Consider the following 22,765-nt stretch of genomic DNA (forward strand, 5'->3'; position numbering starts at 1 on the left):
TTTAAGGAGTATTTTTTATGGCAAAAACAGATAAACCTAGCATTCCTTCGGTATTAGCCTTTGAAAAGAAATTAGTGCCTTCTGATGCGCAACTGTTTGCGGTGAGTTGGGAGAATCGTACTGCACCACAAGGCTTGAAATTACAGGTTAAATCGGTGCGTGGCACAATTTCCAATCGTTTGAAAACGGCTAAAGAAGCTGATCCTGCCAAACTTGATGCGTCGATTGAAAACGCCAATATTCAGACGGTGGATTACTGCGCGTTACCGAATGATAAAGACACTTTGAAAGTGCGTTTCACTTTGAAAGTGTTGAGTGGTGTGCAAACCCCGTCGGCTTGTAATGGGCAGGATTTCCAAAAGACTTATGCTGAAGCGGTGCAAGGTTATATTGCCAAAACTAGTTTCACTGAATTGGCACAACGCTATGCGACTAATATTGCGAATGCGCGTTTTCTGTGGCGTAACCGTGTGGGCGCAGAACAGATTCAAGTGGTGGTTAAACACATTAATAGTAATAGTGACAAGCCAACGGTGTGGACCTTCGATGCCAAAGGTATTGGTTTGCAAGCCTTTGATTCCAAAGCAGTACAGGCTTTAGCGAGTGTGATTGCCGATAGTTTAAGTGGCAAAACTGAATTTGCTTTATTGGATATTGAAGCTTACGCGCAGTTGGGTGAAGGGCAGGAAGTGTATCCGAGTGAAGAATTAGTCACGGAAAAGGGTGATAAGAGCAAAATTTTATACGAAACCGATGGGATTGCCGCGCTGCATTCGCAAAAAGTTGGTAATGCTTTACGCACGATTGATACATGGTATGAACAGGATGGTCGCCCGATTGCGATTGAGGTGTATGGCTCGGTGACGAATCAAGGTACGGCGTATCGTAAACCAACGGATAAGAAAGACTTTTATACTTTGTTTGATAAGTTTGCGCTGGGCGAAAAGCTGGAAGCAAACGATGAGCATTATGTGATGGCGATGTTGGTGCGCGGTGGTGTGTTTGGTCAGTCCTCGAAGTAGGGGGTGGCCATGTACTACTTTATTGAACTCAGCCTGATTCCTGATGAAAGTGTTCCCAGTGGCTTTGTGCTGGGCAAAGTGATGGATGTTTTGCATCTGTGCTTTGTCAATGTGCAAAAAGACTTGGGGCATAATCCAGTCGGTTTGTCTTTTCCTCAGTATCGTTATGACCCTGAGGCAAAAGGTGAAACCAATGGTAGTTTAGGTTCGCAAATTCGCTTGTATGCCCAAGACGAGGCGCATTTAGAATCCTTATGTCTTAAGCAACAATTACGCCGGTTTGAGGATTATGTGCATGTTCGGGCGATTCGGGAAGATGCGGCGAAATTGGGGTTTGCCTGTTTTAAACGGGTACAGTGTCGTTCTTCCATTGAACGTTTAGTGAGACGGCGTATGACGCGTCAAGGTGAGTCACCAGAGCAAGCTAAACAGCGGGTGCAAACTTTTAAGGAGCAACAATCCGATTTGCCATTTGCGCATTTACACAGCCAAAGCAGCGAGCAAGCGTTTCGTTTGTTTATTGCTAAACAAACCGTTCCTGAATCTACAGGAAAGTGGCAATTTAGTAGTTACGGCTTGAGTGGAACGGTGGGTGTACCGAGTACCTAATTTACCCCTAATTTTGCCGAGCTAAAATCGCTCTTTAACAATCAAATACTTAGAGAGCCTTAGAAAAAAAGGGTCAAAACTTGGTTTTTGACTCTTTTTGCATTAAAAACAGAGGATTATTAAGCTATAATCCTCCTTCACTGCGGCATACGCAGCTTATGAAAGCATTCATCATAACCTTTAACATTTTTCTATCTTCACTGCGGCATACGCAGCTTATGAACAGAAAAGGCCGAGCCGGAAGCTTCATATCCCCTTCACTGCGGCATACGCAGCTTATGAAGATGCAGCCCAAGTGCTGGTATTGTTCGCCTGCTTCACTGCGGCATACGCAGCTTATGAAAGTGGCGCAACCATTGCACCTTGAGCTGCTTCCTTCACTGCGGCATACGCAGCTTATGAATGTATTGAAAGCCTGCCGTGCGGTGCGGGTGCCTTCACTGCGGCATACGCAGCTTATGAACGGCTCGTTCAACCCTGAAACACGAATGACTCCTTCACTGCGGCATACGCAGCTTATGAAGGATTGCCTGTAGTAGTTGGACAGGACAAAACCTTCACTGCGGCATACGCAGCTTATGAATGAGACGGGCGAAACTTGGACGGGGCGAGGCCCTTCACTGCGGCATACGCAGCTTATGAAATCACGCGATTCGCGGCCACCGGCGCAACCATCTTCACTGCGGCATACGCAGCTTATGAACGATGAAGAGGAAACGGAGGAGAGATTCTTACCTTCACTGCGGCATACGCAGCTTATGAATATCTATGACCAGTAGAAAATCCTTAATTCTTATTGAATAAGCGCTAGGTTCGGCCTGTTTTTATTCTATTAAATCGAGGTTGATGGGTAAGGGTGGTATTTAAATTACAGCCACTCTGACCAGTCAGGCCATTTATTTTTTCTTAAACTAATCCTAAATAAAAGATGTCTGTACGCAGATGCACAGAAAATCAAGCTAGTGATGTAGAATGAAGCTTCATTCGAGGACTTGCCCCGCTAGGTAATATTTGATTTAAAATAAGGCTCTTTCCACTTTTATCCTTGTTTTTTCCTAAGAAATTCAAAGTCTAATAATAGCCACGCTTGTCTTGTAAATATTTACAAGTCGCTCCTTAGGACGCTAGGCTTAGCGCGTACTCCTCAAGTGCAATGAATAATAAAAATAATAACGGCTAATGGACTATGTCAGAAACCTCACTTTTTGATCTTGTGATCACTGGGCAACACTCACAGAATCCACCAGAGTTTCTGGCGCGTGAAATTTTGGACTTATTAGATGTGCACAATGCCAAGTTAGAACAGAAATTAACTGCTGCTTTCCAAACGAATTCTTGCGCAGTCAGCGTTTGTCCGCACATCCAGCTTAAAGCAGCTATGCTTTGGCAGAAAAAATTAACTGCCTTTTCAGTAAGTAGTGAAGTACGTCCAGTTGTACAACTTGAGGCTAAAGTCAGTGAATTAGAATTGTATACCTGCGCCGCTTGTGGGCACGAGCAACCTAAAGCTGAAGATAAGGTAATGCAAGTTTGCCAAGTTTGTGGGCTTGCAAGTCAAACAGAGAGGAACTCCCAAGGTTTAGATGATCTTTTCCATACCGAACAGCAGCGTCGCGAAGCAGAAAAAGCTAGAGCTATTAGTGATGCACTTAAGCAAGCAAAATATCAAGAAGATCGGCGGTTACGTGAAGAAGCTCTAAGGGGAGTCAAACCGGCACCTGCTAAGTTTGCCCAAGTTTTACTCGCAGTGGTGGGGACATTTACGGTTGCAGTGGGTTTAGGTATTGCTTATTTTTTCACAAGCCCACCGGAAGAGACGCCTAGTTCTCCACCACAAGCAAGTGCCATGCCGACTAAACCTCGTACCGTTACACCTACTAATCAGCTGAGTGTAACCAGTAAACCAGCAGAAAAATCACAAGCTGTACCTGGCGTAGAAACTAACCTAGCGGCTACTAAACCAACGGACTTAAATACAGGTTCGCAGCCTAAAGCAGAGCAGGTGGCTAGTTCGGTAGCTAATCAGCCAACGGATGCTACTGCAGACTTGAAAGAGTCTACAGAAAGCCAAACTCCATCGGTTGCTAATTTTCAACCACCAAGTGCAAAGTTAGTAGAGGCTTTAGAGGCCATTGAGGAGATTCACCAGCTCCAACCTCAATCAGGGATGGCAAGTCGTACTTTAGAGGTTGATCGTGAGCGTATCCAGCAACTCCTTAAAATCAATGAGACTCAACTGGTGCCACAGGTTATTGCCTCGGTACAACGGCCTTATGCACAAAGCTTGTTATGGCTGGAATATGCACAATGGCAAGTTCAACAAGGGCAAATCCAACCGGCACAACAAACGATTGAGGAAATGCGTAAGGTACAAGCTACTACCCGTGATATTGATCAGCAAGTCTTGATTGCTGGAGCATTGAGCAAAGCTTACTTATTAGTAAATGAGGAAGCTAAAGCTGAGAGTAGTTTACAACAAGCCATTGCAAAGGCAGGCGATGTACCTAAACGTTCTTTTCAAACTTGGCTGTTAGTTCAATTAGCTAATGAGCAAGCTTTATTGGGTAATAGTACGGCTACCCACAAATTATTAAAACTTACCGAGCCTTTGTTAAATCCTGCGGTAGCGGAAACTACACCGACTACCGCTAAACCTGCGCAGATTATTTCCACCTATGCTTTAGTGAATGAGTTTGCTGAGGCCAAAAATCGTTTAAAAAATATTAGTGATGTCAATAAGCGTAATGCTTTAAGTGAGTGGCTCAATCAGTTAGAGGCACAACTTCACTAGGTTAAACTTGCCAGTCGTACAAACTTAGTTCACATTCTCTGTGAATAGTTCGCTATTTTCAGCAGGAGGCTGAGCTTGGGGTTAGCAAAAAGTTTAGTAGGTACGAGTTTTGTTAGTTTAGTGTGTGCTTGTACAGCTCAAACGCAAGCATCTAGTCATTGGGCTGATTTCTGGCAGGTAGCTCCCCAGCGTCAGGCTGAAACATTGACTCAAGATCTAGTTGCAACGGGTCTACCGATGAGTCGTCTCGGTACTATTCGTTATCAGCAGCAGACTTATCCTTTACCTGTCATTAAACTCAATAGAGTCCCTAAACAAGCATCAATCTGTCTTTTTGCTGGAGTACACGGCAATGAAATCGCTGGTACTGCGGCTGCTTTATCCTTAATTGACGATCTAGCCCACCAACCCCAGCTTTATCCAAAGACTAATTTTGTCATTGTCCCTTTGGTGAATCCTTGGGGTTGGGAGCGTGGTTTTAGGTATAACTTTGAAGGACAGGATATTGCACGTAATTTTGCACGGGCGGGCACTCAAGAGACGGTTTTGATTAAAGCACTCTTGGCTCGTGAACGCTGCCAACTCGTTGTTGATTTGCATGAAGACAGCACGAAAACAGGCTTTTATTTACTCACCTATGCTCATCCTGACCCCAGCTTTACACCGAGTTTAGTAGAAAAAGTAGCTAAAGCTTTAGGCATGTCCAGCGCTGAACAGGTGCCACAAGGTGTGTATCAAATTAGCGCACAGGAATTTGCTACTAACCCACGGCCTACACTATCTCAATATGCTCGGGAGCAAGCTGTACCACAAACTTATATTATTGAAACACCGATGCAGCTACCACTAAAAGAGCGTATCGCTATTCATCGGCGAGTGCTGGATGAGTTGATTACTCATTTACCAACTAGCTAGGTTCCTGAGCAGTTTACTAATAAGTTGGCTGTCGGATTTTAGGAGCGGCTGAGTGCTAAACCTTGCTCAGTGACTGCTAACGCTAACAGGCTATAATCAGGTATTGTTTGATGTGCTGTTACTAATTCGTGCGTGTGCGTAGCGGTAATAATTAATAAGTTTGCACCTGCTGCTTTAGCCGCTTGAATACCTGCTGGCGCGTCTTCAAAAACTAAACAGTTTTTAATCGCCACACCTAAGCGCTCTGCGGCTAATAAAAAGCAATCGGGTGCTGGTTTACCTTGTGTGACATCATCAGCGCTTACTAAGCATGCAGGGACAGGCAAACCCGCAGCAGCTATGCGTGCTAAGGCTAACGCACGGGGTGCTGAAGTCACGACTGCCCAACGATGCCTAGGCAAACGACTTAAAAACGGTGCAGCACCCGGAATGGGTTCAATTCCTGCCACATCAGCAATTTCCATGAGAGTAATACGTTCTGCTTCAACAATAGGGTCAAGATTTGGCAAGTTTAAACGCGCAATCGTATCCACTGCACGGCGGCCATGAATGGTCGGTAAGAAGCTTTCCACATCTAAGCCATAACGTTCTGCCCAAGTCGTCCAAACACGTTCAGCTGCTTTAATAGAACTTAAAATTGTGCCATCCATGTCAAATAGAAAGGCATCGAACTGGCCAATTTGCGCTGATTGATTCATGGAAAAGATCCTAATTAGGGTAAAGCGACGAGTTTAGAGTTAAATAGTAAAAGAGTATTTTGCAAGTGCATAGAGCTGACGAGTATCTGAGTCTTAAGCAGCTAGCTACTTGTGATGATAATTTAAGGTTTAGTGATTAAGCGCAAAAAGCCCATCAACCCCTCTTCGCTAAAACTTCCGTGTAAGTGGTTATTATAATCAGTGTCCAAGACACTTTTAGGCTGATAGTTACCTGCTAGATAAGCTTGAATTCGCTGTACTCTTTCAGTATGAACCATAGTGCCTGGTTTAAATTTATTCGGGGCAATCAACATAGCGACTAAACCAATAAACTCCTGATCATTGAGCTGATTAAGTGCCTTATGGAAATAGATATGAGCTGCTTGTACAAAGCCTTTTATTTCATGATTTTGTTCATGGCCGAAATAAGCAATATTTAAAAATAAATCAAGTTGTGCTTCTTTGGAAACTAAAGCATCTAGTGCATATTGCGCAATTAAAGTTTGGCGAATCTTAGCAATACCCTGTTGAAAGCCTTCTGGATAATATAAAAGCTTTACTAAACCTTGAGTGATGGTTGTCATCCCAGCACCTGGCGTAGTTAGGTCAACTCCATGATGGCTATAAAACTTTGGGTCTTCAATGGCTAAGAGGATTTTTAATTGCTCAGGACTGAGTTTAGCAATACTGGCCGTTTTAAAATAATTCTGTTGGGCTTGAGCCACTAAAGCAGGTGTTTGTGCACGGGCTATTCTGACTTCATTGGTATAATAAAGTGCACTACCTAAGATCAGGAGCACTAGGCTGAATAAGCTGTATTTAAACGAGTTAAATAAGCCTTTTCTAAAGCGTGCAAGACTCATTACCTTAGCCCATTTTATTCCAATGAGCCAAGCTTAAAGCCTTGCTTTGCAAACTACGTGCAGAAAATAAGGAAATATTTTTGCTTCAGTCGCTAGCTACTAAAAGCGTAGGTGTTTGACTGATAAGCCATTATTTATTAATTCATTCAATGAGTCGATGCCAATTCTTAAATGTTGCTCAACAAAGTCTGCACTAACTTTTTTATCACTGGCTTCTGTTTTAACACCTTCTGGCTCCATTGGACGATCCGAGACTAATAATAAAGCCCCCACTGGAATTTCATTGAAAAAGCCTGCGCTAAAAATAGTGGCTGTTTCCATATCAATCGCCATACAGCGCATACTTTTTAAATAAGCCTTAAAAGTCTCATCATGCTCCCAGACCCGGCGATTAGTGGTGTAAACTGTGCCTGTCCAATATTCGCGTTGGTATTTACGAGAAATGGTGGTGGAGACGGCTTTTTGTAAACTAAACGCGGGTAAAGCAGGTACTTCAGCTGGGAAATAGTCACTGGAAGTTCCTTCGCCACGAATCGCTGCAATCGGTAGAATTAAATCGCCCAGTTGATTTTTACGTTTTAAGCCACCGCATTTACCCAAAAACAGCACTGCTTTCGGATGTACACCACTGAGTAAATCCAGTACGGTTGCGGCATTCGGGCTACCCATGCCGAAATTAATAATCGTAATATTATTCGCGGTCGCATTTGGCATGCTGCGGTCAGCCCCAAGAATGGGCACATTATGCCAGCGCGCAAAAATCTCTACATATTGATTAAAATTGACCAGTAGAATGTATTGGCCAATTGTTTCTGGAGTTAAGCCGGTATAGCGAGGTAGCCAATTGGCTACGATCTCTTGTTTGGTGCGCATAAGATTTTCGTCCTTATTGTTATTAGTGATACCTGTCTGTGATGCAGGTTTTAAATAGAGGAGGGAAATAATAGAGAGTAATTTTCTTAGAAAGTTCCTCTCCTCCTAAGCTTAAAGTCTAAATTTAAGCAGCTTGGCTAAGTTTTGCAAGTAGCGCTTGCCCTTGTTCCCAATTGCCTAAACCACTGCTGGCATTGATGTGTCCATAGTCGCCAAGCACGATAAACTCACTGCCCCAAGCCTGTGAGCACTGCCGCATATGTGTTTCCGAGCCATAAGGGTCATTCGTGCTACAAACCACAATACTTTTAAACGGCAAAGCTTGCATAGGCGTATTGTCATAGCCTTGAGCATCTTTCGGAAAATTTGCCCCTTGTGGATCGGGTACCGACACTAATAAAGCACCTTCGATCTGCTGCTGAGTTTGGGCTGCCCAATGCGCTACAGTTAAACAACCTAAGCTATGAGCGACTAAAATGACAGGCTGAGTTTGCTGCTGAATCGTTTGTTCAATAGTGGCTACCCATTCAGAGCACACGGGATGATCCCAATCACGTTGTTGAACGCGCGTGGTATTCGGCAGAATGGTTTCCCACCGAGTTTGCCAATGGCCTGCATCAGAGTTGTAGATACCGGGGAGGATGAGATATTTAATTGAGGAACTCATAACTAGTCCTTAAAGCGTAAGGGCTGTTAAGCATATCGAGTGTATATTTTTTAGTATAGAGTTAGTTGTTATCTAAAAAATACAGCACAGTTATTTTGATTATCAAAGCTGTATTGTTTAATAAAAAAAGAGCTTTGCTAGTCAGGCACAATTTCCACAGATGAGCTACACTTGTGCAGCTCATCAATATCGCCTATTTAGTCCTATTCGATTTCCACCACCAAATCCCCTTGCTCCACCAATTCACCCTGATGCAGATGAATTTGCTTCACTTTGCCTGCAGCAGGCGCAGTAATCGTCGTTTCCATTTTCATGGCTTCGATGACGAATAGCGGGGTATTTTGCTCCACTTCTTGGCCGGGTTTGACCATGATCGCAGAGAGTTTGCCTTGCAAGGAAGTACCGATTTCTTTTTCGCCGACAGCTTTGCGATTAGTCGCTTTGGTCGGTTTCACGGAAAGATCACGCACTTGTACCGAGCGAATCTGACCATTGAAATCGAAGGTGACAATGCAATTGCCGTTTTCATCGGCATCCGAGCGATACAGCAAGCGGATGATCAGCACTTTACCTTGACCGAGCTCGACTAACACCTCTTCATTGAGTTTGAGGCCATAGAAGAATAACGGAGTCGGTAAATGGCTGACATCGCCGTATTCCTGCTGATGTTTATAAAACTCTTTATAAACCGCTGGATACATTTTGTAGGATAAGAAATCGAGGAAGCTACGATCCACATCAAACTCTTGTTTGAAAGCAGCAAATTCAGCCTCCAAATCAACCGGCTTCATGTGATCATTCGGGCGTCCCGCATTCGGTTTTTCGCCTTTGAGAACAATATCACTGAGTTGAGTCGGGAAGCCGCCGGGTGTTTGCCCTAAGCCACCTTTGAACAAATCAATCACCGAATCAGGGAAGGCGAGGGTGCTGCCGCGTTCCATCACATCCTGTTCGGTCAAGCTATTGGATGTCATATAAATCGCCATGTCGCCCACCACTTTGGAGGATGGGGTCACTTTAACGATGTCACCAAACATGCGATTCACCACCGCATAGTTTTCTTTCACTTCTTCAAACTTATGCTCTAAACCTAAAGCAATCGCTTGTGGGCGTAAGTTGGAATATTGGCCGCCAGGAATTTCGTGGTTATACACTTCCGCTGTACCGGCTTTGAGACCTGATTCAAACGGATAGTACATTTCACGCACATCTTCCCAGTAGTTTGCATAATCATTCAGTGAACGTAGATCGAATTTTTGCTCACGGGGCTGACCTTCCATGGCCGCAATCAGTGAGTTCAAATTCACTTGGGACGTGAGGCCAGACATGGAGCTTAAGCAGCCATCAACCACATCCACACCACATTCAATCGCTTTCAATAAAGTGGCTGCTTGAATCGAGGCGGTATCGTGAGTATGCAGATGTATCGGAATGCTCACCGCTTCTTTCAGCGCAGGAATCAGCTTAGCGGCGGCATAAGGTTTCAATAAACCTGCCATATCTTTGACCGCGAGCATGTGTGCACCCGCATCTTCAAGCTGTTTAGCCAGATCGAGATAATATTGCAGATTGTATTTGTAGCCGGGGTCAGTGCGTAATACATCGCCGGTATAGCAAATCGTACCTTCGGCAATCCCGCCGGTACGCTCACGCACGACTTGAATGGACTTGCGCATGCCTTCGATCCAGTTTAAGGAGTCGAAGATCCGGAAGACATCAATGCCTTGTTCCCAGGATTTCTCGATAAAAGCTTCAATCAGATTATCAGGGTACGCGGTATAACCCACTGCATTGGAGCCACGGAAGAGCATTTGGAACAGAATATTTGGCACCGCTTCACGCAGTAATTTCAAACGATCCCACGGGCATTCATGTAGGAAGCGCATGGACACATCAAAAGTCGCGCCACCCCACATTTCCAAGGAGAACATCTGCGGATGGTTTTTGGCAAAGCCTTCCGCTACGCGCAACATATCATCGGTACGCACCCGCGTGGCAAGCAAAGACTGATGCGCATCGCGCATAGTGGTGTCGGTGTAGAAAATATTCGGCTGCTCTTTCACCCATTGACAGAATTTCTCTGCACCCATTTCGGCCAGCAGATTCTTCGTGCCTTTTGGATATTCACCCACTTGTGGGAAGTCAGGTACGATAGGCTTACGGAAATGCTTATCCGCATTCGGATTTTTAACATCTGGATTGCCATTTACCGTCACATTCGCCACGAATTTAAGTGTTTTCGTGCCACGGTCAAAACGTTGCGGGGTATGGAACAGTTCTGGGTGTTGGTCGATGAAAGTAACCGTACATTTACCATTCGCGAACACAGAATGCTCTAGAACATTTTCCAAAAAGCCAATGTTGGTTTTAACACCGCGAATCCGGAATTCTTTTAAGCCGCGCAAGTTACGGCTAATTGCGCCATCTAAAGTCCGCCCCCAAGAAGTGACTTTAACCAGCATCGAGTCGAAGAACGGCGATACTTTTGCCCCCGGATAAGCAGCACCGACGTCTAAACGAATTCCGAAGCCGCCGGTAGAGCGATAAGCGATAATCGTGCCGTAATCAGGTTTGAAGCCATTTTCAGGGTCTTCTGTGGTGATCCGGCATTGCACCGCATAGCCATTACAACGAATCTCATCTTGCGATTTGATATTAATACCGTTGTCGCTGAGCTTGCGCCCATCCGCTACTAAAATTTGGCTGCGAACAATATCGATGCCGGTAATTTGTTCAGTGATGGTGTGCTCGACTTGCACCCGTGGATTCACTTCAATGAAGTAAATGTTTTCGTCGGCATCAACTAAAAACTCGACTGTACCGGCACAGGAGTAATCCACATGGCGGGTAATCGCTAAGGCATAGTCATAGAGTTTCTGGCGAGTTTCATCTTTTAAGCCAGTACTCGGAGCGACTTCAACTACTTTTTGGAAGCGGCGTTGCACAGAGCAATCACGCTCATACAGGTGGATTAAGTTGCCATGTGTATCGCCAAGGATTTGTACTTCGATGTGCTTGGGCGAGTCGATATATTTTTCTAAGAAAACCGTGTTATCGCCGAAGGCTTTCAGGGCTTCATTGCGGGCATCGTTATAAGCTTTTTCTAACTCATCTGGTTTACGCAACACGCGCATCCCACGACCACCACCACCTGCTGCGGCTTTCATCATTAATGGATAGCCAATGCGATCCGCTTCTTTGCGCGCAATCTCTAAGCTATTTAATGGCTCACGGCTATCTTGAATAATCGGTAAACCAGCGGCAATCGCGATTTCTTTGGCGGCAACTTTATCGCCGAGTTTTTCCATCGCTTCCGGACTTGGACCTACGAACACAATGCCTTCTTCACGGCAGCGGCGGGCAAAGCGCACGTTTTCCGATAAGAAGCCATAACCAGGGTGAATCGCCGAGACGCCATGCCGTTTAGCAATCTGAATAATGCCTTCAATATCGAGATAAGGCTTTAATGGCTCATCATCTGCACCAATTTGGTAAGCTTCGTCTGCCTTATAACGGTGCGGTGAGAAGCGGTCTTCGTAGGTATAAATCGAGACAGTTTTAAGCCCCAACTCAGCTGCAGCACGCAAAATCCGAATAGCGATCTCGCCGCGGTTGGCGATTAGCAGCTTTTTAATCTTCAAACCCATGTAAATTTAACCTCGTAAGTAAGATGTAAACCCTAGGCTAACAGGGTGCAGTCAGCTTGTTTTAGGCGGCTAGTATAGCGATTTTAAGAAAGGGAGGCAGGATTCATGCCAGTTTTTTCTAAAAGGATAGTAATTGAGTGACTAAGCTTGCTCGACAGCAAAGCCGACGATATTCCGATCTTTCTTACTAAACTTGACGCCGATGAGATAAATCGGTTGGTTCAGATGGCGGTATTTATCCGCATAGTGCCGATCTTGCAATTGCTGCAAGGCTTTGCTTTTGCCCCGTGGCCGACTATTCACGACCTTAAATTCAAATAAGTAAACCTGCTGATTGAATTTCAAAGCCATATCTAAGCGTCCGAGATTACTGGCATCCTCAACCAGAACATCCAAACCTAAAGCCGCGAAATAAGAATAAAAGACACTGGCATAAAAGCCTTCATAGGCTTGAATATTATTACTGTTATACCAATTATTCGGAATACTGGCATAGAAAGCATGAAAGATTTGCTTGAGTCCCTCGAAATCATTCTTCAACAGTAAACGATATAATTGAGCACTATTGACAGCCTGCTTAGACTTATCCTTGACTAAAACGGCCAGCAGGCTTTCATTTAAACTCTGTCGTACTTCTAAATTAGGGAAACCTAAATGAAAGTAGTCTTGTTGAGCAATACGCTCCGCTTGTTTAATCGTGAGATAACCCGTTTGAAATAATAAAGCTTCGGTGGCTATATCTTCAATATCGAAACTTGATAAAACTTGAGTGCTCGTAAAGGTCTGGTCTAAGGATAAAGAACTGACTTGCCGTTTGAATAATAGATTAACTAAGAAGCTGGGTGTGCCCGTTTCAAACCAATAGTTACCAAACTGGCGATTTCTAAATAAATGTAAAATATCAAAGGGATTGTAAACGCCTTCACCTAGCCAATTATAACCATTATACCAATACCGAATTTCTTCTCGATCCAAACCCTCTAATTCAGGATTAAAAATAGTATCAATATCAGTATCGGTGTAGCCACAAAGACTGGAATAGTGAGCATCTAAAGTAATATCCAGTAGGTTATTCAAGCCTGAGAATAAGCTAACTTTTGAGAATTTACTGACACCAGTTAAAAAGCTGAATTTGATATAAGCATCATAATCCTTGATTGTGCTATAGAAGCCGCGTAAGAAATCCCGATTGGCTTTAGCCACTTCAGGATAATCTAGAGCATCTAAAATCGGTTTATCGTATTCATCAATCAGAATCACCACCGGCTGTTGGGTTTGCTGCTGTAATTGTAAAATCAGATCAGCAAAGCGCCCACCAACGTGTTCAAAACGTGCTGTGATTCCAAACTGCTGTTCTAGGTGACTCAGTTGGGTCTCTAAGGTATGGGTCAGGCCTTGGATGTCCGTAAATTTGCCACTACCAAAGCTAAAACGTAATACAGGATACTTGACCGACCAATCCCAGTGGGGATGCACGGCTAAGCCTTGAAAGAGGGCTTCATGAGCCTCAAACAGCTCTTTGAGGGTATCTAAGAACAGGCTTTTCCCGAAACGGCGCGGGCGGGAGAGGAAGTAGTGAGTGCCCTGCTTGATTAAGTCTAAAGCAATCGCCGTTTTATCGACATAGTAGTAATCGCCTTGGCGAATTTTGGCGAAGGTTTGGATGCCAAGTGGGAGCTTTTTACGAGGGGTCGTGGACATAACAAATATTCGCGAGTCGGTGAAGGTTGAGTTTAGTTTAGCATGGTTACAAACCTTGCCTAATTAGAGAGTTTTTAATTTATATAAACGTGCCACCGCCCAGCGTCGTTGCCAACGCCGACTTTTCACAAAGAAGCGCTTAATACTTTGCCAAGTTGTTAAGCGATAGCCTTGATAGCGTCCCGGAATATCAGAATCGCCGCGAGTTTGCTCAATCAAAGGTTGACTTAAAAACGCTTGTCGCAGTAAACCATCGCTATAACGCCAAACTAAATCGATAGGAAAATACAGTTGGTTGCTTTGAGCCAAAAAGGATTTAGCCGCTGTTAAGGACAGTATATAACCACTACCCAAAGCAGGAGCAGGGTCACATTCACACAAAATAGTGTCTTGATTAACGGGGTGAAGTTTGAAAATCCGCCAGCGCCGTCGCCATTCGATTTTACGCCATAAGCGGCGGTTACTTTGCCATACGAGTGGGCGCTCCAAAATCTGTTGATTCAGCAAGCTCTTTAAGGCAGTCGGGTCTAAATGATAAGGTTCAGTGGAGGATAAGTTTACAAAATCATAAGCTTCATAAGTTTTAGTGTTTAGAAATTCAGTCAGCTTAGGACTGAGGGTAATATCATCTTCTAGCACTAAAGCAAATGGCAGATTGTTTGTAATCATCTGCTTCCAAATTAGGCGATGCGATTCTGCACAACCAATCTCACCAATTACCGCCGGTTTTTTTTGCTCTAACAAAAAGCGTGCTTTGTTTAACAAGGGATAATCAGCGGGTAATTGACTGCCATCGACTGCACTAATGCGCTGAAACTCTAAACCTAATTGAGCTAATTGAGTTTTAACCTGTTCCAAACGGTCAGGGCGACGATCTAAATTAATCAGGAAAATCTGCATAGTGTTAAAGCATATGAGTGGTGGCAGAACTGGCTTGTTCTAAGTATTTTTGAGCAGCATAAGTTGGCGAAAATTCTGGTTTTAACTCAACTTGGAAAGCAGCTGGATTCTGGTCTAAAGCTCGAAGTTTGTCGGCAAAGCCCTGTAGATCATCCATAGCAACCAAATTAGCGGTTGGTAAAATTTCATTGGGGCCAGAAGGACAGTCAGTACTAAGCACTGGAACTTTAAGGGCTAAGGCTTCCAAAATGACTAATCCTAAGCCTTCAAAATCAGAGGAGAGTAATAAACCCTTAGCACCCGCAATTAGCGGATAGGGATTGGAGTGGAAACCTTCAAAACTGACTCGCTCACTAATACCCAATTCCTTAGCCAGTTCTTGGGCGGTTCCAAGTAACTCACCTTGGCCGACTAGCACCAAAGGCGTTTTTACACCGCTCAGTGCATAAGCACGCAAGAGCCGATCATGGCGTTTAGCCTGCTTAAATTTACCCACATGAATAAAATATTCAGGCAGCTTAATCGGATTAGGTTCTTGAGCCGCTTCCGCGATGAGCTCTAAATCAACTGGGTTATAAATACAGACAGCTTGTGTTTGTTGAGGTAATAGCTGTTGTAGATCTGCCAGCACGCCACGACTCACACCAATGCAAGGTTTGCGTGTATAAATTGATTTAAGCATTGAGCGCAGTTCACTTTGCTTCTCAGGTTTAGCACTGTCTAAAACTTCCTGCGAGAGTGTGTTATGCACGATTAACTGCACATTGGGCAGTTGGCTATGGCTTAGTAGGCGATCAGCAGGCAATAAATTGGATAAGACTAAATCCGGATTACCAGTTTTAAGACGAATAAAACGATCCAACAGAGGCGCGACCACTCGCCCGCGAATTGAGCGCGGTAGCCAGCGCAAGAACTGTAAAGGGAAAATATGCGTTTGTACGGTCTGTTTGCTGCGCAATTCTTGGAAACGTTTGAAGCAAATAATATGGCAGCTATGGCCTTGGGCTGTTAGTTCATCGGCTAAGGTCAAAACCACCCGTTCAGCCCCGTTACCTTTAAGATCGGGAATAACAAAAACAATGATCTTAGCTGGTTCTGCCTTAGCGTTCAGACAAAATCCTCCGGCCTAAGTTGGATAGCGCGTTTTTGCGCCTTACTGAGCACGGATAAATGCCGTAAACCCATTTTAGTTTGCGAAGCTAAACGCCTAAATTTGAAGCGTACTTGCTCAATTGGATTTGCATAGGTTGGTTTAGGCTTGGCTTCGGCCAAAATGGAGGACACGGTTGGAATTGTATTGGTGACTTCATAAGCCTCGCATTGATCTAATTGCAGTGCTGCAGCGGGTTCAAGTTGACCCATGCGTAACTCATAAGTACTCGAAATGAAGGCATCAGCCAGAGCAGCAGGGGTGGCGCTCGCTTTATCTAATAAGGCACGCGCTGCTTGTGGCCAGATAATATAAGCAGCTGCTCCAGTACGATCTTGATACAGTGGCAAGAGTTTAAATTCATCAATTAAAACTTCACCCTCACCCACAATTTTCTGTCGCCCACGCACTTCAAGCGTGATTAAATCGTAGTTCTCTTGCTTTTCCAATAAGTTGAGCAAGATGGGGGTATAGCGTGATAAGAGGGCATCATCTTCTAGAATCAGGGTGGGTTGATTCTTTTTTAAGACCCATTGCCAAGCTTTGTGATGACTTAAGAAACAAGCCAGCTCAGTGCGGCGCAGCGGACGCTCCCAACCCATCGAGAGTTGGCAATGCGTCGTTTCATTAATATACGTGGTCGAGATCGCTTTTAGGACTTCATAATTTAGGCCTAAACGTAACATTTGCTTTTGTTGAAAAGCGAGTCGATCAGTAGCTTCAGCTAAGTTAATGATTAACACGTTCATCAAAGGTCACCACCAAGCCGTTTTTGTGCGCGTATGGCGCAGGCGAAAACGCTGGTAAACAGTATCATGAGTTTGTAGGCGCTGAAAAAGCTCTGCCAATACTAGTCCCATTGGGTTAGTTTGGCTAAGCGCATCTAAACGCCAGCGTAAATTGCGTAAAGTATCATCAGTACCGACTGCAAAAGCCGAAGTACCATCAAATAAAGCGACTCGTCCCGTTTGGAGTTGTTGTTGTCGCTCACTTTGGTCAGTTAAGTGTTCAGCAGCTTGTAAATAACGCTCGGTTTCTTGCAGCTTAATCGTATTCACTAATAAGGACGCCGCTAAGGCAAGCGCGCGCATAGTGTTATCTTTGGAGTGATCTGCAAACGTATCTGCGGCTGAAATCAACCAGCGTGTATTCAAATGCTCCCGTAAAAACTCAGCTTCGCTCTCCCAGAGTCGCTCAAACAGTGTAAATTGTTCAGCAACTTGATATTCGCGCCGAATCAACACAATCAGTTGGGCATGGTAATATAAAAGCTCAGCTTGACCGGCGAACTCAGCCCGCAAATTATGTAAATGCTGGGTAATATCTTTATCCGCACCGTGGGTATAAATTTGCTCAGTATTTTGGATAAGCTGAGTTTTTAGCGCGGAGTAATCCGAAATTTGTAAAGCAGCAGCAGCTTGACCCGCACCAAACCGCTTACGGTGTTGATTGAAAGAGAGCCAGCGCTCTAAGCGGGATTTTTTGCGTGCTGCCATTATTAATCCTTAAGCACGCCAATGATCCGCGACCCATTGTGTGGGGCGTACCGGTCGATACCATTTATGGGTAATACCCTGAATAGCTTCGTGCGGCTCAGGATGGCCGTGGAAAATAATAATCTTCGCGCCTACAGGAATTTTAGCGTCCTGAAAATAGGCCAAAGGCCAAGGCTGCATACAATGGTACTTAAAGCTTGGGCACCAAGCTTCAGGCCAAAAACTTAGCTCTCCACGCTGCTGAATTTCGTGGGATAAATAGGCTTGTTCATTGCGGAAAGTTTGTTGTATTTCTGCATATTGCTGGCGAAATTTATCCAATATGGCTTGATAACGACCTACTTTAAAGCGGTACACTGACGAGTTACCAATCATGCGTTTCTGTAGTTTAGCATCGCGGATAATGGCAAATTCAGCCGGATAACTGAATAATTCATCAATATTGCCCACAATAACGACATCAAGATCGAGAAATAAAACCTCACCACTCAAACCGCCTAAATCAGTTTGTAGGGTGGTGAGCTTATTCCAACCACGTTCAGGTGCGCCGGCTGGCAATTCCAGGGCGGGCAGTTCACAGATACGGACACGCTCATCAATGCTGCTAGGGTCATCAGTAAAGCAAGTCAGTTGGAAGGGTAGCGTAATATGACGTGCAATCATGGCGTAGAGCGTATTGACGTAATTAGCGCCATACTTGCTCCCCCATTTCATGCAAATGATATTAACTGGTAAATTCAACTTGACTAGCCCTTCGAAAGTTTTGTTGTAAAAAAGCTATTTTTCGCAAAACGTTCAGAGCATACACCGCATGCAAGTGTAAAACTAGCCCAAGCGTTTTATCCTTCACAATAGGCTATGGAGTCGGCTTGCAGTCAGGTAGAATAAACTCCTCTATAATCAATTTAATAAACATAAAAGGAGTAGTGTATGGCGAATCTAAGAGTGGTGGGGGCTGGCGATTCAATTAGCTGGTATCAAGGTGGCTGGAGGATTTTTACTGCAAACATAGCTAATTGGGTGTTGATGGCTCTGATTTTTGGAGTAATTGCGATGGTTTTAAGCTTTATTCCTTTCATCGGCATGATTGCTTTATATCTCTTATTGCCGCTGTTTTTAGGCGGTATGTTCTACTCTGCTCAGAAGTTAGATCAAGGACAAGCTTCTGATATTATGGATATATTTTCACTATTTAAGGATCAGCAACGCCTGACGCCACTTATTATTCTTGGTTTGATTATGCTGGGAGTGGGGTTTGTCAGCATGGTAGTGGTTGGCGGAATGATGTTCGCTTCCGTGAGTTCTTCAATCACCCCTGGTGCGGAAATGCCGATGATGCCATCGATTGGTTTCGGTGGATTTTTATTGGCACTGATTGTAATGATCTTAAGCGGTATGTTGTTTCTATTTGCAACTCCACTGGTTGTTTTCCAAAATATGTCAGCGATTGATGCGATCAAAAACAGCTTCACTGCTTGTGTGAAAAACTTTCCTGCCTTTATCATCTTTATGTTGATTTATGCACTCTTGGCTGTTATTGCAGTGATCCCTTTTGGTTTAGGTTTGCTGGTATTAGTGCCCGTGTTTATTGCGGCCACTTATATTGGATATAAGCGCATTTTTGCTTAAGTTATTCAGCTAGAGCATAAATCCACTAGAATCGCCTGTCTGAACTTTTCACGGGCGATATTTTCTTAAATATGAGTCTTGCACGTTTTAGTTACTCCTGTCTGCTTTATCTATTACTACCTTTTATTTTTATAAAATTAGGGTGGCGTGGGCGCTTGAATCCAGCTTATCGACAGGCTTGGGGCGAGCGTTTGGGCTATGTGAAAGCACTGAAGTCTAAGCAGCCTTGCATTTGCCTACATGCAGTGTCGGTGGGCGAAACGATGGCAGCACGACCACTTATTGAACAACTGCTAACACGTTATTCTCCATATAAACTCTGGATTACCTCGACCACACCCACAGGGGCTGCAACGGTAGAACGTTTATTTGGCTCACGGGTAGAGCGTAGTTATTTGCCCTATGATACACCAGCCGCGGTTAAGCGTTTTTTGAGGCAGGTTCAACCACACTTATTGCTAGTGATGGAAACTGAACTATGGCCGAATTTATACGCGGCTTGTGCTCAGGCTAAGATTCCTCTTGTACTAGTGAATGCGCGCCTCTCAGAGCGCTCAACCCGTGGGTATGCACGTGTTCAGAATTTAACGCGGGAAACCTTAGCCCAGATGAGTTTAATTGCAGCCCGTGAGCAGCTGGATGCAGAGCGCTTTTTGGCTTTAGGAGCTACACCTAAGCAACTTAAAGTTTTGGGGAATATTAAATTTGATATACCTATTGCTACCGAAGTGAAAGCGCAAGCTCTAGAGTTGCGTAGAACTTGGGGCGAACGTTTAGTATGGGTGGCAGCTAGTACTCATCGTGGCGAAGATGAGCTTATTCTTCAAGCGCATAAAAACTTGCTTAAACAGTTTTCCGATGTCCTGCTGATTTTAGTACCACGCCATCCTGAACGCTTTGTTGAAGTGGCCGCTTTATGTGAGCAAGCTCAGTTAAGCTATCAACGAAGAAGTAGTGCTCAAGTCTTGGCAAACACAAGTGCTGTGTTGTTAGGCGATAGCATGGGGGAGTTATTACTATGGTATGCCTGTGCAGATCTAGCGTTTGTAGCTGGAAGTTTAGTCGATGTGGGGGGGCATAATCCCTTAGAAGCTTTGGCTTTTGGCGTGCCCGTGATTAGTGGCAACTATATACATAATTTCCAAGATATTTACCCTGAATTGGTCAAACGAGGTGTTGCGGTGCTGGTTGATTCCCCAACGCTTTTAGCCCATCATTTAGCCGCTTGGCTAAGTAATCCAACTGCGCGCCAACAAGCAGGCCGAGTAGGTCAAGACTTCTTGGAGCAGCAACGTGGTGTGGTTGAACGTTTATTACCTGATCTAGATAAGTTGCTTAGTGCAAAAAATTAAACAAATATAAGGGCTTAGGATGCAACAAATGCATATCACCAAATTAGTTATTCTGCTTTTAGCCAGTTGGTTGCTGACTGCTTGTGGCGATAAATCCGCGGAGCAAAAAGCAAACCCAGAAGCTGAGAAAACTAATGCGCCAGCGACTGCAAGTCAGATTACGGATAGGAATGCACCTCCAGGTAAAGCACTGCATGATGCGAATTGTATTAGTTGCCATGATGCGAAAGTTTATACGCGAGTCGAGCGTAAAGTCTTGGATTACACTCAATTGGCCGCTCAAGTAAAGCGCTGCGATGCGAATTTAGGCTCGCGTTTATTTGATGAAGATTTGGCGCAAATTACTGACTACTTAAATCAGGCTTATTACAAATACCCTAAGCCATGAAGTTCTACACAGTTCGTATCCACCAAACGAGTTATCAATTCCAAGTCGCAGAACGCGAAACAATTTTACAAGCAGCTTTACGCCAAGATATTCCCCTGCCTTGGGGTTGCAATATGGGGATTTGTGGCGTGTGTATGGGAACCGTAGTAGAAGGGGAGTTAGAGTACTTAATCGGCTCAAACTCGCCATTAGCTTTATTTGAAGAAGATGCCGCAGAGGGTAAAGCCCTGTTTTGCTGTGCCTATGCACGTAGTGACTTGGTGATTGCTGTCCCAGAGCTAGGTTACGATTATCAATCTTGAACAGCTTCTTTCCACGGTTTGCCAGCAATCAATAAATCTAAGATGGCTGCATTCCCACGTTTATCAACCGAGACTTCAATCTCGCCTTTTTTCTGCGCAATATCACTTTCGAGTTGCGCTGCATATGCTTGCGGGATATAAAAACGATCTAAACCTGCGGTAAACACAGTGTTAGCATCACACTCACCTTGCAAATATACCTCACAAGTAGTTGGTCTTTCATCGGTTGGATAAACCCTTTTTTCTGGACGTAAACATAAAGAGGCAGCAATATCACTAGTGGGGCAACCATATTCGCTAGAGATACCATAATCAACTTTATAGAACAAATAATGCCCAGATAACATATCGCGTGGGTCAAAGCCCTCAATTGGGAATTTAAAAGTTTCCCCCGCTTGGCGCTGTTGCTGATACATCCAAGTATTAGCAGCCAAGACTACAATAGGAAACAGTAAGGCAGTTGCTAAGCGGAGTTGAGGATTTTTCATAAGCTTAATTCCTTACTCCAGTTTTGAAAGCGATCTCGACTGCTATACCAAAACCATGCAATACCAATAATCATTAAACCCGAAAGAATTAAACCTACTCCAGTAGCTGCTAAACCGCCCATTGCTTGAAAATATAAAATAACAAAGCGTAAGCCAATTAAAAAAGTAATTAAATTAAAGGTACGATGATAACCGCTATTGCCCGCATGAATAGCATATAAAAATAGAATTAAAATTGTTAAGGCAGGAGCACGAATATCATCTGCTGACCAAAGGCTTGCACGAGCGACTGCATCTAAAGCTGAGAAGGTATAGCGTGTTTGTCCAGTGAACAGAATACTAGGTGCGTAATAAAGCACTAATAAGAGTATCGCTGCAGTTAATAATGCTTTATTTAAGGGTTTGTAGGCACGTCGTAATGCAATTAAACCAATCAGCAGGGCTGCGGTGAGCCAAGCAGGTAAATACCAATGCCAGTCAAAGGTTTGAGTCTCCCCACCTGAGCGCATGATATCAATAGCGATTAGTGCAATCAGGGCTGAAATTTGAAACCAAAAGAAAAAACTGGAGCTAGTTTTGTGTAGAAGAGCTACCCGCCTAGCGAGCAAGTATAAACTAGCGGAAAGTAGTGGTGCTAATAATAAAACAGCCGGTAATTCGCGCATAGCATTACGCAGATTACCGCCAGCTAAATCGACACTACTCCAGACTGCTGCATTGATAAATAAACTTACCCATAAAAAATGCACCATTAAATGACGTGCAAATAAAACAATGGGCAAAGAAATGACACTCCACAGCATAATGGCATGATACCAACGCCCATTAATATGATAAACTTGAGCAATTAAACCAATGCTAGCTAGACATAAAATAATAAAAGCAGTAATTAAAATATCGGCAACGACTTTTTTATAGTGACTTTGGTACCAAAAGATAGCAGTGGCCAATAGAATTAATAAGCTGAAATCAGCACCTAATTTGAGGCTATCTGGGATTTGCACCCAATTAGCTGCAATTAAGGAAATGATGCCTAAACCAATAATAGCTGAGCCAAGTATTAATAAGCTATAGAGCCACCAATTATTATTTTGCTTTTCACCCTGTTCAAAGGACAAGATAGTTTCATATTGATCACCAGTAATGAAGCCCTGCTGCTCCCAAAGCTGCAGCTTTTTTTCGATTAGTGTCATTCGCTGTGCTACGCCTGTATCATCATGATAGCTTGTTATACAGTGCCATAACTTAGCATGATTTTAATGTGGCTGTCTCTG

Annotated in this window: 21 protein-coding genes and 1 CRISPR repeat array; of the genes, 8 read left to right on the forward strand and 13 right to left on the reverse strand. The window is 44.0% G+C overall.

The features are described from left to right. The first annotated feature begins 17 nt into the window (after positions 1-17). The 4 genes from csy3 to Q0230_RS15430 all read left to right on the forward strand — a co-directional run bounded on the left by csy3 (position 18) and on the right by Q0230_RS15430 (position 5,337). Positions 18-1,022: a type I-F CRISPR-associated protein Csy3 gene (gene csy3, locus Q0230_RS15415; RefSeq protein WP_298611068.1), complete on the forward strand. Its 1,005-nt coding sequence runs from the start codon at positions 18-20 to the stop codon at positions 1,020-1,022. Between the two features lie 9 nt (positions 1,023-1,031). Continuing rightward, positions 1,032-1,631 carry a type I-F CRISPR-associated endoribonuclease Cas6/Csy4 gene (cas6f, locus tag Q0230_RS15420; RefSeq protein WP_298611069.1) on the forward strand — a complete coding sequence of 200 codons (600 nt, stop codon included), beginning with the start codon at positions 1,032-1,034 and terminating at the stop codon, positions 1,629-1,631. A 135-nt stretch (positions 1,632-1,766) separates the two neighbouring features. Continuing rightward, a CRISPR array of direct repeats spans positions 1,767-2,394; the repeat unit is 28 nt; unit sequence CTTCACTGCGGCATACGCAGCTTATGAA. A gap of 423 nt (positions 2,395-2,817) precedes the next feature. Next, complete coding sequence (locus Q0230_RS15425; protein ID WP_298611070.1) at positions 2,818-4,422, forward strand: hypothetical protein; 1,605 nt, start codon at positions 2,818-2,820, stop codon at positions 4,420-4,422. A gap of 75 nt (positions 4,423-4,497) precedes the next feature. Continuing rightward, positions 4,498-5,337: a DUF2817 domain-containing protein gene (locus tag Q0230_RS15430; RefSeq protein WP_298611071.1), complete on the forward strand. Its 840-nt coding sequence runs from the start codon at positions 4,498-4,500 to the stop codon at positions 5,335-5,337. 38 nt (positions 5,338-5,375) lie between these two features. Here Q0230_RS15430 and Q0230_RS15435 read toward each other — a convergent pair whose 3' ends face one another. The 11 genes from Q0230_RS15435 to Q0230_RS15485 all read right to left on the reverse strand — a co-directional run bounded on the left by Q0230_RS15435 (position 5,376) and on the right by Q0230_RS15485 (position 18,046). Continuing rightward, positions 5,376-6,035: an HAD-IA family hydrolase gene (locus tag Q0230_RS15435; protein ID WP_298611072.1), complete on the reverse strand. Its 660-nt coding sequence runs from the start codon at positions 6,033-6,035 to the stop codon at positions 5,376-5,378. Between the two features lie 122 nt (positions 6,036-6,157). Further along, a complete protein-coding gene (locus tag Q0230_RS15440) occupies positions 6,158-6,898 on the reverse strand; it encodes a biosynthetic peptidoglycan transglycosylase (RefSeq protein WP_298611074.1) in 741 nt (246 codons plus the stop codon). Between the two features lie 99 nt (positions 6,899-6,997). Continuing rightward, positions 6,998-7,771: an AMP nucleosidase gene (locus Q0230_RS15445; RefSeq protein ID WP_298611076.1), complete on the reverse strand. Its 774-nt coding sequence runs from the start codon at positions 7,769-7,771 to the stop codon at positions 6,998-7,000. A gap of 124 nt (positions 7,772-7,895) precedes the next feature. Continuing rightward, positions 7,896-8,438, reverse strand: coding sequence for an alpha/beta fold hydrolase (locus tag Q0230_RS15450; RefSeq protein ID WP_298611078.1), 543 nt, complete (start codon positions 8,436-8,438; stop codon positions 7,896-7,898). A gap of 203 nt (positions 8,439-8,641) precedes the next feature. After that, on the reverse strand, positions 8,642-12,085 hold the full coding sequence (locus tag Q0230_RS15455; RefSeq protein WP_298611080.1) for a pyruvate carboxylase: 3,444 nt from the start codon (positions 12,083-12,085) through the stop codon (positions 8,642-8,644). Between the two features lie 141 nt (positions 12,086-12,226). After that, positions 12,227-13,786 (reverse strand): ATP-binding protein, encoded by a 1,560-nt coding sequence (locus Q0230_RS15460; protein ID WP_298611082.1) that lies wholly within the window; start codon positions 13,784-13,786, stop codon positions 12,227-12,229. Positions 13,787-13,849: 63 nt separating this feature from the next. Beyond that, positions 13,850-14,686, reverse strand: a complete 837-nt coding sequence (locus tag Q0230_RS15465; protein WP_298611084.1) for a glycosyltransferase family 25 protein — start codon at positions 14,684-14,686, stop codon at positions 13,850-13,852. Positions 14,687-14,690: 4 nt separating this feature from the next. Then, the gene (locus Q0230_RS15470) at positions 14,691-15,797 is read right to left on the reverse strand and encodes a glycosyltransferase (RefSeq protein ID WP_367274145.1); all 1,107 of its coding nucleotides are present in this window, start codon (positions 15,795-15,797) and stop codon (positions 14,691-14,693) included. Further along, entirely contained in the window at positions 15,794-16,585 is a 792-nt protein-coding gene (locus Q0230_RS15475) for a glycosyltransferase family 25 protein (RefSeq protein WP_298611087.1), read from the reverse strand. The genes Q0230_RS15470 and Q0230_RS15475 overlap by 4 nt, the downstream gene beginning before the upstream one ends. 6 nt (positions 16,586-16,591) lie before the next feature. Then, complete coding sequence (locus Q0230_RS15480; protein ID WP_298611089.1) at positions 16,592-17,332, reverse strand: hypothetical protein; 741 nt, start codon at positions 17,330-17,332, stop codon at positions 16,592-16,594. Positions 17,333-17,341: 9 nt separating this feature from the next. After that, complete coding sequence (locus Q0230_RS15485; RefSeq protein ID WP_298611091.1) at positions 17,342-18,046, reverse strand: glycosyltransferase; 705 nt, start codon at positions 18,044-18,046, stop codon at positions 17,342-17,344. Positions 18,047-18,262: 216 nt separating this feature from the next. On the opposite strand from Q0230_RS15485, the gene Q0230_RS15490 reads away from it, so the two are divergent. The 4 genes from Q0230_RS15490 to Q0230_RS15505 all read left to right on the forward strand — a co-directional run bounded on the left by Q0230_RS15490 (position 18,263) and on the right by Q0230_RS15505 (position 21,003). Beyond that, positions 18,263-18,961 carry a BPSS1780 family membrane protein gene (locus tag Q0230_RS15490; RefSeq protein ID WP_298611092.1) on the forward strand — a complete coding sequence of 233 codons (699 nt, stop codon included), beginning with the start codon at positions 18,263-18,265 and terminating at the stop codon, positions 18,959-18,961. 71 nt (positions 18,962-19,032) lie between these two features. After that, positions 19,033-20,313: a lipid IV(A) 3-deoxy-D-manno-octulosonic acid transferase gene (gene waaA, locus Q0230_RS15495; RefSeq protein WP_298611093.1), complete on the forward strand. Its 1,281-nt coding sequence runs from the start codon at positions 19,033-19,035 to the stop codon at positions 20,311-20,313. A 28-nt stretch (positions 20,314-20,341) separates the two neighbouring features. After that, a complete protein-coding gene (locus tag Q0230_RS15500; RefSeq protein WP_298611094.1) occupies positions 20,342-20,701 on the forward strand; it encodes a cytochrome c in 360 nt (119 codons plus the stop codon). Further along, positions 20,698-21,003 (forward strand): 2Fe-2S iron-sulfur cluster-binding protein, encoded by a 306-nt coding sequence (locus Q0230_RS15505; RefSeq protein WP_298611096.1) that lies wholly within the window; start codon positions 20,698-20,700, stop codon positions 21,001-21,003. Before Q0230_RS15500 ends, Q0230_RS15505 begins: the two co-directional genes overlap by 4 nt. Here the strand turns inward: Q0230_RS15505 and Q0230_RS15510 are convergent. After that, positions 20,994-21,491 (reverse strand): GDYXXLXY domain-containing protein, encoded by a 498-nt coding sequence (locus Q0230_RS15510; protein ID WP_298611098.1) that lies wholly within the window; start codon positions 21,489-21,491, stop codon positions 20,994-20,996. The genes Q0230_RS15505 and Q0230_RS15510 overlap by 10 nt on opposite strands. Then, positions 21,488-22,684: a DUF2157 domain-containing protein gene (locus tag Q0230_RS15515; protein ID WP_298611100.1), complete on the reverse strand. Its 1,197-nt coding sequence runs from the start codon at positions 22,682-22,684 to the stop codon at positions 21,488-21,490. Before Q0230_RS15515 ends, Q0230_RS15510 begins: the two co-directional genes overlap by 4 nt. Between the last annotated feature and the right edge of the window lie 81 nt (positions 22,685-22,765).

It is taken from the genome of uncultured Thiothrix sp., assembly GCF_937876535.1.
In the GTDB taxonomy this organism is placed as follows: Bacteria; Pseudomonadota; Gammaproteobacteria; order Thiotrichales; family Thiotrichaceae; genus Thiolinea.